At 66.6% G+C, this 13,909-nt stretch carries 13 protein-coding genes, 1 tRNA gene and 1 pseudogene; 7 read left to right on the top strand and 8 right to left on the bottom strand.

Annotation, left to right across the window (positions count from 1 at the left end):
- Positions 1-16 precede the first annotated feature (16 nt).
- Positions 17-811, top strand: a complete 795-nt coding sequence (locus HNR40_RS03715; protein WP_184958338.1) for an SDR family NAD(P)-dependent oxidoreductase — start codon at positions 17-19, stop codon at positions 809-811.
- Between the two features lie 209 nt (positions 812-1,020).
- Positions 1,021-1,416, top strand: coding sequence for a hypothetical protein (locus tag HNR40_RS03710; protein WP_184958336.1), 396 nt, complete (start codon positions 1,021-1,023; stop codon positions 1,414-1,416).
- Here HNR40_RS03710 and HNR40_RS03705 read toward each other — a convergent pair whose 3' ends face one another.
- Positions 1,417-4,227 carry an AfsR/SARP family transcriptional regulator gene (locus HNR40_RS03705; RefSeq protein ID WP_184958334.1) on the bottom strand — a complete coding sequence of 937 codons (2,811 nt, stop codon included), beginning with the start codon at positions 4,225-4,227 and terminating at the stop codon, positions 1,417-1,419.
- Between the two features lie 324 nt (positions 4,228-4,551).
- Here HNR40_RS03705 and HNR40_RS03700 point away from each other — a divergent pair, with 324 nt between their 5' ends.
- Positions 4,552-4,707 carry a hypothetical protein gene (locus HNR40_RS03700; RefSeq protein WP_184958333.1) on the top strand — a complete coding sequence of 52 codons (156 nt, stop codon included), beginning with the start codon at positions 4,552-4,554 and terminating at the stop codon, positions 4,705-4,707.
- A 262-nt stretch (positions 4,708-4,969) separates the two neighbouring features.
- Here the strand turns inward: HNR40_RS03700 and HNR40_RS58165 are convergent, their stop codons facing one another.
- From HNR40_RS58165 to HNR40_RS54165, 3 genes and pseudogenes are all read right to left on the bottom strand, one after another.
- Complete coding sequence (locus HNR40_RS58165) at positions 4,970-5,362, bottom strand: WapI family immunity protein (RefSeq protein WP_512699307.1); 393 nt, start codon at positions 5,360-5,362, stop codon at positions 4,970-4,972.
- A gap of 133 nt (positions 5,363-5,495) precedes the next feature.
- Positions 5,496-5,753 (bottom strand): hypothetical protein, encoded by a 258-nt coding sequence (locus HNR40_RS54170; protein ID WP_246508749.1) that lies wholly within the window; start codon positions 5,751-5,753, stop codon positions 5,496-5,498.
- Positions 5,754-6,015: 262 nt separating this feature from the next.
- Positions 6,016-6,141: pseudogene (locus HNR40_RS54165) on the bottom strand (hypothetical protein); the annotation flags it as partial.
- 305 nt (positions 6,142-6,446) lie between these two features.
- On the opposite strand from HNR40_RS54165, the gene HNR40_RS03685 reads away from it, so the two are divergent.
- Positions 6,447-6,707: a hypothetical protein gene (locus HNR40_RS03685; protein ID WP_184958327.1), complete on the top strand. Its 261-nt coding sequence runs from the start codon at positions 6,447-6,449 to the stop codon at positions 6,705-6,707.
- 1,016 nt (positions 6,708-7,723) lie between these two features.
- Here HNR40_RS03685 and HNR40_RS03680 read toward each other — a convergent pair.
- The gene (locus HNR40_RS03680) at positions 7,724-8,191 is read right to left on the bottom strand and encodes a hypothetical protein (RefSeq protein WP_184958325.1); all 468 of its coding nucleotides are present in this window, start codon (positions 8,189-8,191) and stop codon (positions 7,724-7,726) included.
- A gap of 998 nt (positions 8,192-9,189) precedes the next feature.
- A tRNA-Gly gene (locus HNR40_RS03675) sits at positions 9,190-9,263 on the bottom strand.
- 92 nt (positions 9,264-9,355) lie between these two features.
- Here HNR40_RS03675 and dcd point away from each other — a divergent pair.
- Entirely contained in the window at positions 9,356-9,931 is a 576-nt protein-coding gene (gene dcd, locus HNR40_RS03670; RefSeq protein WP_184958323.1) for a dCTP deaminase, read from the top strand.
- On the opposite strand, the gene HNR40_RS03665 is transcribed toward dcd, so the two are convergent.
- Complete coding sequence (locus HNR40_RS03665; RefSeq protein ID WP_184958321.1) at positions 9,903-11,132, bottom strand: MFS transporter; 1,230 nt, start codon at positions 11,130-11,132, stop codon at positions 9,903-9,905. The two genes, dcd and HNR40_RS03665, sit on opposite strands and share 29 nt — an antisense overlap.
- A gap of 198 nt (positions 11,133-11,330) precedes the next feature.
- Between HNR40_RS03665 and HNR40_RS03660 the strand changes: the two genes are divergently transcribed.
- On the top strand, positions 11,331-11,948 hold the full coding sequence (locus HNR40_RS03660) for a DUF47 domain-containing protein (protein ID WP_184958320.1): 618 nt from the start codon (positions 11,331-11,333) through the stop codon (positions 11,946-11,948).
- Positions 11,949-12,953 carry an inorganic phosphate transporter gene (locus HNR40_RS03655; protein ID WP_184958318.1) on the top strand — a complete coding sequence of 335 codons (1,005 nt, stop codon included), beginning with the start codon at positions 11,949-11,951 and terminating at the stop codon, positions 12,951-12,953.
- Here HNR40_RS03655 and mshD read toward each other — a convergent pair.
- Positions 12,886-13,851 (bottom strand): mycothiol synthase, encoded by a 966-nt coding sequence (gene mshD, locus HNR40_RS03650; protein WP_184958316.1) that lies wholly within the window; start codon positions 13,849-13,851, stop codon positions 12,886-12,888. The genes HNR40_RS03655 and mshD overlap by 68 nt on opposite strands.
- Positions 13,852-13,909: the final 58 nt, after the last annotated feature.

The raw sequence follows: 13,909 nt of genomic DNA, 5'->3' as shown, positions 1-13,909 counted from the left end.
GGGTATGTTGTGGATCATGCTCATTGATCTCATGGACAGAACGGCCCTGGTCACCGGCTCTACTCAAGGTATCGGGGCGGCGATCGCGGCGGGGCTGGCGCGGGCCGGTGCCCGGGTCGGGGTCAACGGGCGGGGGCGGGAGTCGACCGCGGCCGCGGCGGCCCGGCTGAGTGGCGAGGTGCCGGGTGCGCAGATCGTCCCGGTCGTGGCGGACCTGGCGACCGAGGAGGGCGCCGCGGCGGCTGTTGAGGCGTTGCCGGACGTCGACATTCTCGTCAACAACCTGGGGATCTTCGAGACGCGGCCCGCCCTGGAGATCGACGACGCCGAGTGGCGCCGCTACTTCGAGGTCAACGTCCTGGCGGGTGTACGGCTCACGCGGGCGTACCTGCCGGGCATGATGGAGCGCTCGTTCGGCCGGGTGCAGTTCATCGCCAGCGACTCGGCCGTCGCGATCCCCGCCGAGATGATCCACTACGGCATGAGCAAGACCGCGCTCCTGGCGATCTCCCGCGGCTTCGCCAAGGCCGCCGCCGGCACCGGCGTCACGGTCAACTCCGTGATCGCCGGCCCCACCCACACCGGCGGCGTCCAGGACTTCGTCTACCAGCTCGTCGACCGCGACCTGCCGTGGGACGAGGCGCAGCGCGCCTTCATGCGCGAGCACCGCCCGCAGTCGCTGCTGCAACGACTCATCGAGCCGGAGGAGATCGCCAACCTGGTCGTCTACCTCAGCTCGGAGCAGGCCTCGGCGACCACCGGCGGCGCCCTCCGCGTAGACGGCGGTTACGTCGACGCGATTCTCCCCTGACGAACAGGCCCGGCCGGTGGATACGTTCGCGTCCATGGGCGACAGAACAAGATCACTGACTCTGGCCGACGTATCCACCGCCTTGAACATGGCGCTCGACGCCGCGTACCCCGGGATGTCCTATCGCGTGTGCGGCAGGCGCCGCACTCCTGCAGGGCGTCCCGCTCCCCGCCGGCGACATCGACATCCTGTTCGCCGGCAGGGAAGACGTGGACACGTTCGCCGCGGCGCTCTCGGCCTTCCCCTGCCTGTACGCCGCCTCGTGGCTCCCCGAAACCGCGCAGTACTTCGCCAGGTTCGACGTGAACGGCGTCGACCTGGAGTTCAGCACGGTCGAACGGCCGGCCGACTCGGACGCCCTGGAATGCGTGGGCAGCGGCCCCTGGCAGCACCACGTCCTGATCACGTGCGGCTCTCACCAGGTGCCCGTCGTCCGCCTGGAACTCCGGCTGGCCACCGAACTTCTGCGCGACCGGCCGGACCGGTACGACCCGCTCCTGAACCACCTGAACACGCACGGATTCGACGCCGACCTGCTGGAACGCGCGATGGACGCCCACGCCATCCCCGCCCACCTCCGGCGGCTGGTCCAAGCCCGCCTGTAGCTACGGCACCAGCAGCAGGCGCACGTCCTCGGCCTCCGGCACGTCGAGCCGGTCGAAGATCGTCAACGCCTCGGTCAGGCAGGCCCGCGCCCGCCCCGGCTGCCCGAGTTCGCCAAGCGCCCGGCCGAGCACCGTGAGGGCCATGCCCTGCGCCCACTCGTCGTCCGCCTTGGTCAGCACCGCCAGCGCGTCCTCCGCATGCTCGACCGCGCGCTCGGAACTACCGACCAGGAGGTAGGTCTCGGCCATCCGGAACAGCGTCGCCCCCTCCCACCCCAGCTTCTTCAGCATGCGATGTTCGGCCAGCGCCTTCTCCAACTCGGCCAGCGACTGCTCTGGGTATCCCGCCTGCCGCAGGACGATGCCCAGCTGGTACGAGGCTCCCGCGTCCGGCCGGCCGTCGCCCACCTCCAGCATGATCTTCTCCGCCTCCCTGGCGGCGTCGAGCGCCTCGCCCATCCGCCCCAGATCAGCCAGCACGCGCGCGAGGTTCCCGAGCGTGATCGCCAGGTTGGCCAGGTCACCGAGCGATCGGAACACCTCGGCGGCCTGCTCGTACCAGCTCGCCGACTCCGCCGTCTCCCGCCTGCTCATCGCACTGCGGGCCAGCAGGTTGAGCGAGTCGGCGTACGTGTCCAGATCGCCGTGCTCCAGGCTGAGATCGCGCGCGGCCAGGCCGTCCTCCGTCGCGGCGTCGAGTCTGCGCCTGCTCACCCAGGTGAACCCGCGCACGCACCGGGCCTGCGCCTCCAGGACCCCGTCCGAACGGTCCGCCGCCGCGGCGACCAGCAGGTCGCACAGCCGCTCATAGCGGGCGGTGTCGGACTCATAGCCGATCACGTCGATGGTCATGTCGAGCAGGATGATGGCCTGGCGCAGCTCGCCGCCGGGGGTGCGCGCGGTCTGTTCTAGGCAGCTGAGCAGGCCTTGCTCCTCCTCGTCCGCCCAGTCGACGGCGGCGCTCTCGTCGGCGAAACGCAACCCGCCCGACCGCGTGACCACTTTGTCCGGCCGCAGGTCGCCCAGGAACGTCAACCGGAGCGCCCCGGCCACCGTGGCCAGGCAGAAGTCCAGCATCCTGGCGAGCGCGGCCTGCCGTACCCCCGAATCGTCAGGGCGTGACCTGGCGTAGATCTTGAGCAGATCGTGGAAACGGTAGCGGCCGGGCGAGGGCGACTCCAGCATGCTCAGGTTGACCAGCGCCTCACACACCTCCTCGGCGTCCGTCTCCGGCAGATCAAGCAGCGCCGCCGCCACCGGCAGCGAGATCATCGCGGCATCCGATACGGCCAGCAGCCGGAACGCCCGCGCGTGCGCCGCGTCGAGCTGGTCGTACCCCAGCGAGAACGTCGCCTCGACCGCCAGATCGCCCACCCTCAGCTCGGCCATCCTGCGCCGCTCGTCCGACAGCCGGTCGCGCATCGTGGCCAGGCTCCAACTCGGCCTGGCTGCCAGCCGCGCCGCCGCGATCCTGATCGCCAGCGGCAGGAACCCGCAGGCCGCGACCAGGTCCATCGCGGCCCCGCGCTCGGCGGAGACCCGCTCCTCCCCGACGATCCTCGCGAACATCAGCAGCGCCTCAGCCGGCCCCAGAACCTCAAGGTCCACCTGCCGCGCCCCGGACAGTCCGGTCAGCCGCGCCCTGCTAGTGACAATCACCCCGCACTGGGCCGACCCGGGCATCAGCGGCCGTACCTGACCAGCGTCAGACGCATTGTCGAGCACCACGAGCACCCTCCGGTCGGCCAGCGCCGTCCGATACTCAGCCGCCCGCTCGGCCAGATCCTCCGGCGGCTCCTCCTGCCCGAGCGCACGCAGAAACGCCCCGAGCGCCACCCCGGGCTCGACCGGCCGCGCACTGGATCCCCGCAGATCGACAAACAACTGCCCGTCGGGATAGTGCCCGGCCAACCGATGAGCAGCATGTACGGCCAGCGTCGTCTTGCCCACCCCGCCCGCCCCCGACACGGCCGAGACGACCAGAGCCGAAGCCTCACCGGAACGCAGCGCGGCCACCATGCCCTCCACCTCGCGCTCACGCCCGGTGAAGTCGGCCACGTCGGACGGCAACTGCCTGGGCACCTGCCGCGGCGTGACACGTTCGGCGGGGCGGCCGAGTGCCGCGTCCGCGCTGATGATCCGCTGATACAGCTCCGCCAGCTCCGGCGACGGGCTCACGCCCAGCTCCCGGTCCAGCAATTCGCGGGTGTCCGTGTAGACGCCGATCGCCTCGGCCTGCCTGCCCGCCAGGTAGAGCGCCAGCATCAGCAGCCCGCGCATCCGCTCATTGGTCGGGTGGTCGGCGCACAGCGCGGTGAGCTCCGGCACGATGTCCGCATACTTACCGCTATTCAGGTCGGCGTCCAAGCGGCACTCAAGCGCGGCCAGCCGCCGCTCCTTCAGCCGAGCACGCTGCGCCTCAGCGACAAAACCATCCAGACCGGCCAGCGGCTCTCCTTGCCAGAGGGCGAGCGCCTCGGTGTAGCGCCGCTCGCCGTACAGCCGCTCGAACTCGGCAACGTCGCGCTCACCGCCCAGCAGGACATAACCATGCCCAACGGACGACAGCACCTCCGCGCCGAGCACCCCGCGCAGCCGCGAGATGTAGGTCCGCAACGTGCTGAGCGCCGTGCGCGGCTGCTCCTCACCCCACACCGCGTCGATGAGCTGCTCCGGGCCCGCCGCCCTCCCCTCAGCCAGCAGCAGTACGGCCAGCACCATCCGTTGCTGCGGCGAGCCGAGCTTCAGTTCCTTGTCATCGCGCCAGGCGCGCACCGGGCCGAGCAGCGAGAACCGCAGGTCATCCGCCATCGTCCATCCTCCCGACTGGCCCCCTACTTCGGCTGGTTGAGGTAGCCGCAGGGGTCCGCCACTTCTGTGCCTCCCTCGGTACAGTCGTGGCCCCGATGGCCGCCGGAGGGTGATCTGGGTGCCGCAATCGTAGAGGACCCAGTTGCTTGCCTTCTCCGTCAGGAGCATCACCTTGTCCCGATCCTCCGTCAGACCCTCGCCATAGCCGCCTTGAACCCACGGCCCCCGCTCGGTTCTTGAATTCGGCCCTTCCCACGAACGCGTTGCCGTTCTTGTGGATGTCGTCTCTTACGGAGGTCGTCTGCGTTCCAGGCCGTTCCCAGGTTGAGAAGGACCGGCAGTTCGACGGCCAGCTCCTACTTCCCGGCCCTGCTGGCGTTGCTTCTCCGCGACATCCCGAACGGGACGAGCAGCCCGAAGATCGCGACCGCCGCCGCTCAGGTCCGCTCCCGATTCCGCGAACGGGTCTGGAGCGCTTAGTGAACATCTACCTGGCCTCGGGCGGCGCGGACGTCATGGTGCTGCTGCCCAACGTTGCCGCCAAGACTGCGACAGCGCGACTTCAGGAGGTCCTGACGGGTTCATAGCGCACCGACCTGAGACCTGCTGTCACTTGGGAACAGCGATGATCTGGACTTCACAACGCGCTTAGCTGGTCGAAACGCCGACCCTGAGCGACCGTGGTTGCCCCTCGTCACTTCTCCAACTGCACGACGGTCAGCCTATGGCCATGGAACGCCGATCACTCCTGGCCCAGGACCGGGAACAGCTCTGCCACGGCAAGTAGAGCATCAATGATCGCGGGGATGTCCGTTTGCTCCAAGCCGTCGATCTCGAACCGGAGGGTATTCAGCATTGAGGGATCGTCCGCAATCATCCGTGTGACGGTGAGTGAACCCGTTGGACGACATTCCACGATGAGCTCCACCCAGTGCTCCATCGACGACAGCACTGCGCGCCCCCGAACCCGTTGGTGGATGCTCTGTAGATCCACCCGCACCTCGCTCAGGAGACCAGCGGCGATCTTGGCTGTAAAAGCCGCCGACGTGTACAAGGACAGGAGAAGTGAGCCAGTTCCGTCCCAGAAGTCGGCGGTGACCGGGGTGCATGCGACCGACGACTCGGATCTCCACATAGTCGGCCCGCTTACTCCTACCAATGACGACCTCTGCGGAGCCCCATACGCTCATCCTGCGCTCACCCCGCAGAAGCGGGCGAGGCTGCGCTCACCTGCCTGATTGTCACGAGCCGGAGTGCCCGTCGGAGGCCTATTCCTTCTTGGGTTTGCTGCTCTGGTGCCAGGGGTGGTTCTTGTACCGGAGGGCGTCAATCAGAGTCCGGCTGTAGCCGCTGGCCTGCACTACCTCGTCTATCTTCTCGGCGCGCGCATGCGGCGGAAGAAGCTGCTGAATGAGGCCGGCAATCTGGGCGCGGGTCTTCTGGAGCTCGCCCGCCAGGTGACGCTCTTCTTCGCCCAGTCTGCGAAGTTCGGCGTACCGCCCGTCGGACGGTGTGCTCTCGGACATGTCGACACTGTAAGGCTTGGCGCCCGTGTCCTCCCGGCGCGCACTTCCTCGGGCGGGACCGGCCCCAGACCGCATGCCCGTGCAGGGAGGGCCGCGCTATGCGGTAGGCAGCCACCGCCCGATGTCTACAAGAACAATTCGGCAGCGCTGGGGCGATGTCTTGGGCTGCCTCCTGAGTTGCGTGCATGAGTTCGACGAAGTCGGCGATGAGTTTGGAGCTGGCTGCGACGGTGGCGAGGGCGTTCATGGTGTGAGGGCTGCCGTCGGTTTCGACGACGATGGCGCCTGCTTCTCTGGCGGTGAGGATGCCGGCGGCTGTGTCCCAGGGGTTGTTGCTGAGCCTGATGTAGGTGTCGCCTCTCGCGCAACGCGGGCACGCCGTGAGCATGCGCGTGGTCCAGTCCGCCTGATCGTCCCGTCCGCTGTAGACCGACCGCAGGAGAAGAGTGCCAGGACCGGAGGCGCCGGATGGAGCGCCCCACCGGACGAACGATCTTGTACCGTGGCTCAAGTTTGCCCGGAATGCGCCCGGTCGATCGTGGGCGGGATGATCAGACTTCCACCCCGGCCACCTACGGCCTTGGCCAGCGCAGGCCGATCATCCCTGGAGCTAGAGTGCCCCCGGTCGGAGGCGTTAGGTTGAAGCAGCACAGATCGAATGCTCGACTCGGCCACGGCGAAGGGGCGAATGCCATGGAGATTCGTCCGAAAGCCTGGGGTAAAGAGTCACGCAGCGACTTGCTTAAGTGGACTGCCTTTCTCGTGTTCTTCTTTCTGGCGATGCTGGTCAGCGACTACATCACCGGCGGGCCCGAAAGGATCACGGAGGCGTACCTTACAGTGCGTCCTCTCACGCTCGCCTTCTTCTGGTTGATCGGGGTGGTGTTTATATGGCGACGGGGCTATCTCCGCGATCTCAGACGCCAGTCCGATTCAAACGGAGTTAAGGAATAAGGCGTGAGCCAGTCTCGTAGACGGGTCGGCATCATGATGTTGAGGGCGGTCACCGTCGCTAGCGCGCCGCGCGCGTAGCGCTCCTCGTGCCGCCACATTCGCCGCTGCGAGCGGCTCACTGGATGGCGCAAGCTCTTCGAGGAACACGCGCAGCACCTTTGGATCAGGATGGGATCCAACTGCCTAACCGCTTGCTGAGCAAACGGGCGGTTCAAGAATGGCGCCCGACCGACGGAGGGCGCTTTCAGCGGGCGAGACTCCGGCTCGGCAGAAAGAACATCCTGAAGCCTATTTGTGCGCAGCGCTCCAGAAGTGAAGACCCTGGCCTTTGGTAGCCGGCGATAGGAATGGAACTGCGCTGTCAGCTTGGCAACGGCGCCTATTCACGGGCCTGGACCCTGAGTTCCCTGTTCAGCGGTGTCCTCGGGCTGGTCGTGAGTCACCGTGGTTGACCTCTGATCGCCAGGGCTAACGGCCCGAGGATCAGCCTGTTACCTGGGGGTTCATGCCTCGTACGGGTCAGATAGAGCCATGACCTGGCGCATAGGAATGCCCTTGCGGTCCGCTACTTGGAGACGCTCCCGGACTTGTCTAGGCGTCCGTGGCCGAAAGCCCGGACCCTTGCAACCGCACGAGTGGAAGTCCAAACCGGCATACAGGACGGCACTCAATGCTCGCCAAGCTCGACCATCACTCCGGGGCGGTGCCGCGAAGTCTCGCCCGGCGTCAATCATGGGTTCCTGGCAGCGATTGCAGAGGTGAGGTCGCGCTTCTGGGCGTCGCTTGGCAGTCGCACGGCAGGGCAGACACACGTAGTGGACCTTGTAGGTGTCCGCGCTATACCGGCACATGCCGCAAGGCTACGTGAGTGTCGGCGCACCACACATACCCCGCGCCTGATCATCCCGCCTGCCATCGTCCTGCCGAAGGGGACGCGGGCCAGGCAGGGCTACGGAGATAAGATGAAGCTGATTGCTGTGCGACTGGGCACGCCATCCGACATCCTTCCCCGAGCGCTATTCGACGAGCGTCCACCCCCGGTTCTGAGCCGTGATCAGCTCTCGTATGAGAGCGCGGGCGTTGGAGTCCTGTTCCGCGATCAACTGCAAGGTGCCAACGGCCTGCCCGACTCGCTCGACAATTGCCGTGATGACTTCGATCGTCTCTCCTTGCTGATCGGTATACGACTCATAGCCTGGTTCAGGTTGGAAACATCCCCACCAATCGAGCAGGACACATAGAGCCGCCTGCCTCGGAGATCCAGGACAATCGGTGATGATTTCGAGTAATACGTCGGTGCCGGCTACGGCTGCTGGATAGAGCGTCCCGGCGTGATCGTTTCCTACTGTGGACCGAATGCGGGCACCTTGGTCCGGGCCATTGTGAGCGCTCCTTTGCAAGGCGGCAAAGGCCTCCGCGACTGCTTCGGGCTGATACCACTTCGGCCCCGGAATCGCCGCCCAATCCACAATCTGAGGGCTCATGAGGGCAGCGTACGTCACGCCCTTTTGGCCCGTCTCTCGAGCACCAGAGCCTGTCAGCTTGGGAATTACAAGGATCACGGCTTGCGGGGACGCTGAGCGGAGCGTACGGCCGGACGTGAACGACCGTGGTTGACCGCTCGTCACCCTGTCCTATTGCACGACGATCATGCACAGATCTCTTGCTGTGCGGGTCCGGCCGTGGTGGGCTCCTGCCGTGAGTCACGATTGGTACCCCGGCGAGCTCGCGCTTCCTCTTGCCTTCCCGAACCGCCGCTTCCGCCTCTGGAGCTACGTGCCCATGCACAGTGGCCTTGTTGTGCGGACCGAGTTCGAGCCTGACCAGCCCCATGTCGAACTGCTCTTCCAGTCCGTCCACCTGATCAACCTTCCGCCAGGATGAACGGGCTCATGGTCGCTGTCGGGGAGAGCAGTGAAGGCTCGGTTGTCGGTGATAGATCCACGAAGTTCGTGGGCACGACCGCGGTAATGGGCCCTCGGAGAGTTGGTCACGCCGATCCTGCTGCTGATGACTTTAGGCCTGTCGATCCTTCATCCCCGACGATCGATCCTTTGCCGAGTGGGTGCTGATCAGCCCATGCTCTCGGGAGTCAGGATGCACGCAAGATGTTGGCGTCGATCTGGCTGACAGGTGCTGCCTAGGCTGGCTCTGGATGCCGTGTTCGCACCCGCCTTTCGGTCATGGCTTAGCTGATGGCGCCAGCTCTTTTAGAGGAATGTGCGGAGCGAAGCGGAGCACCTTTGGGTCAGGGTGGGATCCAACTGCCTGACCACTTAGGTGGGCAACGGGTGGGGCCTGAAAGGGCGCCCGGCCGAAGGGAGGACCTTCAGGGGTCGAGCCTGCGGCTCGACTGGAAGAACAGCCTGAGCCCTTTAGGCGCGAAGCCCGAGCAGTGGAGCGGGGTGTGGGGGCCGCGCCCCCACTGAACACAGCCTGAGCCAATTGGCGCGAAGCGCCTCAGGAGCGAAGACCTTGCTTTTGGAGCGGGTGACGGGAATCGAACCCGCGCTGTCAGCTTGGGAAGCTGATGTTCTGCCATTGAACTACACCCGCGTCGGCCGAACGCCGCGCCCCCCACTGTAGCGGAAACCAGCCGTCCCCAAGCAACCCCGCCCCACCCCCGCAACCACGATAGGTTGCTCTACGTGCTGCTTTCAGACCGCGACATCTTCGCCGAGATCGACTCGGGCCGGCTGAGCCTGGAGCCGTTCGATGAGGACATGATTCAGCCGTCCAGCATCGATGTCCGGCTTGATCGATTTTTCCGTGTCTTCGAAAACCATAAATATCCGCACATCGATCCCGCCGTCGAGCAGCCCGATCTCACCCGCCTCGTCGAGCCGGACGGCGACGAGCCGTTCATCCTGCACCCGGGCGAGTTCGTCCTGGCCTCGACGTACGAGGTCATCACCCTGCCCGACAACCTGGCCAGCCGCCTGGAAGGCAAGAGTTCGCTCGGCCGCCTGGGTCTCCTCACGCATTCGACGGCCGGTTTCATCGACCCGGGCTTCAGCGGCCACGTCACCCTTGAGCTGTCCAACGTCGCCACCCTCCCCATCAAGCTCTGGCCCGGCATGAAGATCGGCCAACTGTGCGTGTTCAGGCTGAGCTCGCCGGCCGAGCACCCGTACGGCGCCGAGAAGTACGGCTCCCGCTACCAGGGCCAGCGCGGCCCCACCCCGTCGCGCTCGTTCAAGAGTTTTCACCGGACCAAGATTTAGACCGCAGTTCCACGAGCCCGGGAATCACCAGCGCCACCAGCGGCAGCACCGCGGCGAGCGCGCTGACCAGCAAGACAGGCCTGGCCCCGACGGTGTCCACGAGCACACCGGTCGCGACCAGGCCGAACGGCGTCAGCCCGAGCACCGCCACCCATTCCAGCGAGGCCACCCGGGCCTGCCGCCCCGGCGGCACCTCGCGCAGCATGCCGATGACCCATTCGATGGCGGCGACCTCCAGCCCGACCCCGGCCAGCAGGAAGCAGGTGAACACCGGCCAAGGCGTCGTCGAGGTCAAAAGCGACAAGGGCACCAGCCCGTACGGCAGCAGCCCCAGCATGGCCGTGAGCCCAGGACGAGGCCCGGGCCGGAGGAGGGCGATGACGGCCCCGATGAGCCCGCCGAGTGAGAGCGCGGCCAGCGACAGCCCGTAGATGGCGTCGGCTTCGTGCAGCGGCAGGAAGTTCCACTGCAGTTTGGACGCGGTGGCCGGAAGCAGGACCTGGGCCGGGGCGACGATGAGCGTCTGGTGGAGGGCGAGCACCGCGATCACCGCGGCCATCCAGGGCCGGGACCAGACTTCGCGCATGCCTTGGCGGATCTCGTCCATGAGGGGGTGGCGCGGCTGGGCGGGCAGCACGGGTTCGCGCATGAGCCAGATGAGCCCGGCGCTGACGCCGAACCCGAGCGCGGCGGCGAGGAAGGCGGCCCATGGGCCCCACGCGACGACGATGGCCGATCCGGTGAACGCCCCGAGCAGTGATCCGCCGCGCAGGGAGACGCTGGTCATGGCGATTCCGGTACGGCGGTGCCGTTCAGGAAGAACGGTTGACAGGACGCCCTGCAACGCAGGGCGGAAGAACGCCTCGCACAGTCCGCCGAGGAAGACGGCGACCCCCATGAACGGCGCCAGCGGCCAGATCGCGACGACGAGCGCGATGACGACGAGGCCGAGTTGGGAGCAGGCCATGACGACGCGGCGGGGGAGCCGGTCCGCCCATACGCCGCCGAAGAGGGCGAAGCCCACCAGGGCGATCAGGCGTCCGGCCAGGACGAGGCCGATGGCGGCGGCGCCGTACCCACCCCGGACGAGTGAGATGACCACCGCTATGGGAAAGATGTAGTCAGCCGCCACAGATGCGGTGAGACTGCACCAAAGCAGACGGAAGGCGCGATCTCCCAACACTCCGGCGGCTGGCCGCATATGTCACCAGGATGAGCCATAACTCGCTCAAAAACCAGCAAAGCGGACGTCGGCAAAATGGTGATCAAGGTATCCGTAGGGCCGGTGTCCGGCAAGGGATGGAGGGTAGCCACACGATGAAGGGGACATGAAGTTCGCATTTTGCCTGGTAACCCGTACTCTCTTCCACGGACCATCCCCGCACATCTGGAGAACGACGTGCGCCTGCGTCTCACGCCTCGTGAGGACAGCTACTACGACCTGTTCGCCGACTCCGCGAACAACCTGGTCACGGCATCCCGGCTGCTGGTGGAGATCATCAGCGACGGCTCGGACCGGGAAGCCCTGGCCGAGAAGATGCGCGCTTGCGAACACGCCGGTGACGAACGCACTCATGCGATCATGAATCGGCTCAATGAGAGCTTCATCACCCCATTCGACCGCGAGGACATCTACCGCCTCGCCTCGAACCTCGACGACGTGATGGACTTCATGGAGGAGGCCTCCGACCTCATCGTCCTCTACCAGATCGACCACCTGCCCAAGGACGTCATCCGGCAGGTCGAGGTCCTGGAACGCGCGGCCGAGCTCACCGCCGAGGCGATGCCACGGCTGCGCTCGATGAAGAACCTGAACGAGTACTGGATCGAGGTCAACCGCCTGGAGAACCAGGGCGACCAGGTATATCGGCGCCTTCTGGCCAAGCTCTTCAGCGGTGAGTACGACGCGCTCACCGTCATGAAGATGAAGGAGGTCATCGACCGTCTCGAAGAGGCCGCCGACGCCTTCGAGCACGTGGCCAACACGATCGAGTCGATCGCGGTCAAGGAAAGCTAAGTGGACCTCACGCTCGCCCTCGTCATCGGCGTGGTCGTCGTGGCGTTGATCTTCGACTACACCAACGGCTTCCACGACGCGGCGAACGCCATCGCCACCTCGGTCTCCACCAGGGCCCTCACGCCAAGGGCAGCCCTGTTCATGGCGGCGGCGATGAACTTCATCGGCGCGCACCTGGGGACCCAGGTCGCGCAGACCGTCGGAAAAGGCATCATCGACGCCCCACAGGGTTCCCACGGTCTGGTGGTGGTCTGCGCCGGTCTCATCGGCGCGATCACCTGGAACATGGTCACCTGGTACTTCGGACTGCCCTCCTCCTCCAGCCACGCCCTCATCGGCGGCCTGATCGGCGCGGCGCTCGCCTCGGCCAGCGTCGTCCACTGGGACGGCGTCGTGGAGAAGGTCGTCATCCCCATGATCCTGTCGCCGATGGTGGGCTTCTCGCTCGCCGCCGCGATCATGATCGCAATCTATTGGATCTTCCGCAACGCGCAGCCCGGGAAAACCAACCGCGGCTTCCGTTACGCGCAGACCGTCTCCGCCGCCGCCATGGCGCTCGGGCACGGCCTGCAGGACGCGCAGAAGACGATGGGCGTGATCTTCCTCGCGCTCACCGTCGGCGGCTACGCCTCCCCGACGGACCCGATCCCGCAGTGGGTCATCCTGGCCGCCGCCGGGGCGATCTCACTCGGCACCTACGCGGGTGGCTGGCGCATCATGCGCACGTTGGGCCGGCGCATCATCGCGCTCGACCCACCGCAGGGCTTCGCGGCGGAATCCGCCGCTGCGACCGTCTTGTACGGCGCGGCCATCGGCTTCGGCGCCCCGATCTCCACCACCCACACCATCACCTCGGCCATCATGGGCGTCGGCGCCACCAAGCGCCTGTCGGCCGTGCGCTGGGGGGTGGCCGGCAACATCGTGACAGCCTGGATCCTCACGATTCCGGCTGCGGCTCTTGTCGCGGCTCTGTCGTACTTCGCGCTTCACTGGCTCGTGGAGTAGCGGCGTACATCACGTCGACGTCCCATCGGCTGAACCCGAGACCCGAGTAGAGCCTGATCGCGGCCGCGTTGGCCTCGTCCACATAAAGCATGACCTGGGCGAGGCCGCGCGAACGCAGATGGCGCAGGCCCGCGACGGTCAGCGCCTTGCCCAGGCCGGTGCCCTGCTGGGAGGGATCGACGCCGACGACGTACACCTCGCCGAGCGGCTCGTGCCCGTGCTCGTCGGAGCCGTGGACCTTGGTCCAGTGGAAGCCGACCAGCCGGTCGCCGCGGAAGGCCAGGAAGAATCCGGCCGGGTCGAACCACGACTCCGCCTCGCGCCGCAGCACGTCCTCCAGCGTCCACGCCCCCTGCTCGGGGTGATGGGCGAACGCCGCCGCGTTCACCTTGAGCCAGGCCTCCTCGTCGCGGCCGGGGACGAAGGCGCGCAGCCGTACCCCTGAGGGCATCTCAAAGGACGGCAGGGGCGCGAACAGCGACCGGCGCATCTGCCACAGAGAGCGAACCCTCTCAAACCCCATGGAAGCCGCCAGAGCCCCCGCACCGGCATGATCTCCGTGCGCCCACAGCCGCAACTGACCACCGGTGACGTTCAGGACCTCGCTGAGCAGCCGCTTGCCATGCCCTTTTTGGCGGTACGCCGGGTCGATCACCAGCTCGCCACTCGGACCCTCGACCTCGTCGGTGGGGTCCACATGGGCATACCCGGCCAGGGTGTCGTCGTCGTAAAGCAGGAGCGAACGGGCGCGGGCGTCGCCGCCGTAGCGCAGGTGGAGCATCACGTGCTCGTTCAAGGGGCGGACGCCGTCGGACTCGGTGGCCGCTTCCACGACACTCAGAACGTCGGCGATTTCCTGTTCAGCAAGTCGTTCCGCGACCTTCACATGCACGCTCATGCGTCGAACTCTAGGCGTCCGTATGGCAAACAACGCCAGGGGGCTGGCCGATGAATCG

It is taken from the genome of Nonomuraea endophytica (assembly GCF_014203235.1).
GTDB lineage: Bacteria > Actinomycetota > Actinomycetes > Streptosporangiales > Streptosporangiaceae > Nonomuraea > Nonomuraea endophytica.
This window is presented reverse-complemented; position numbering and strand designations above follow the sequence as displayed.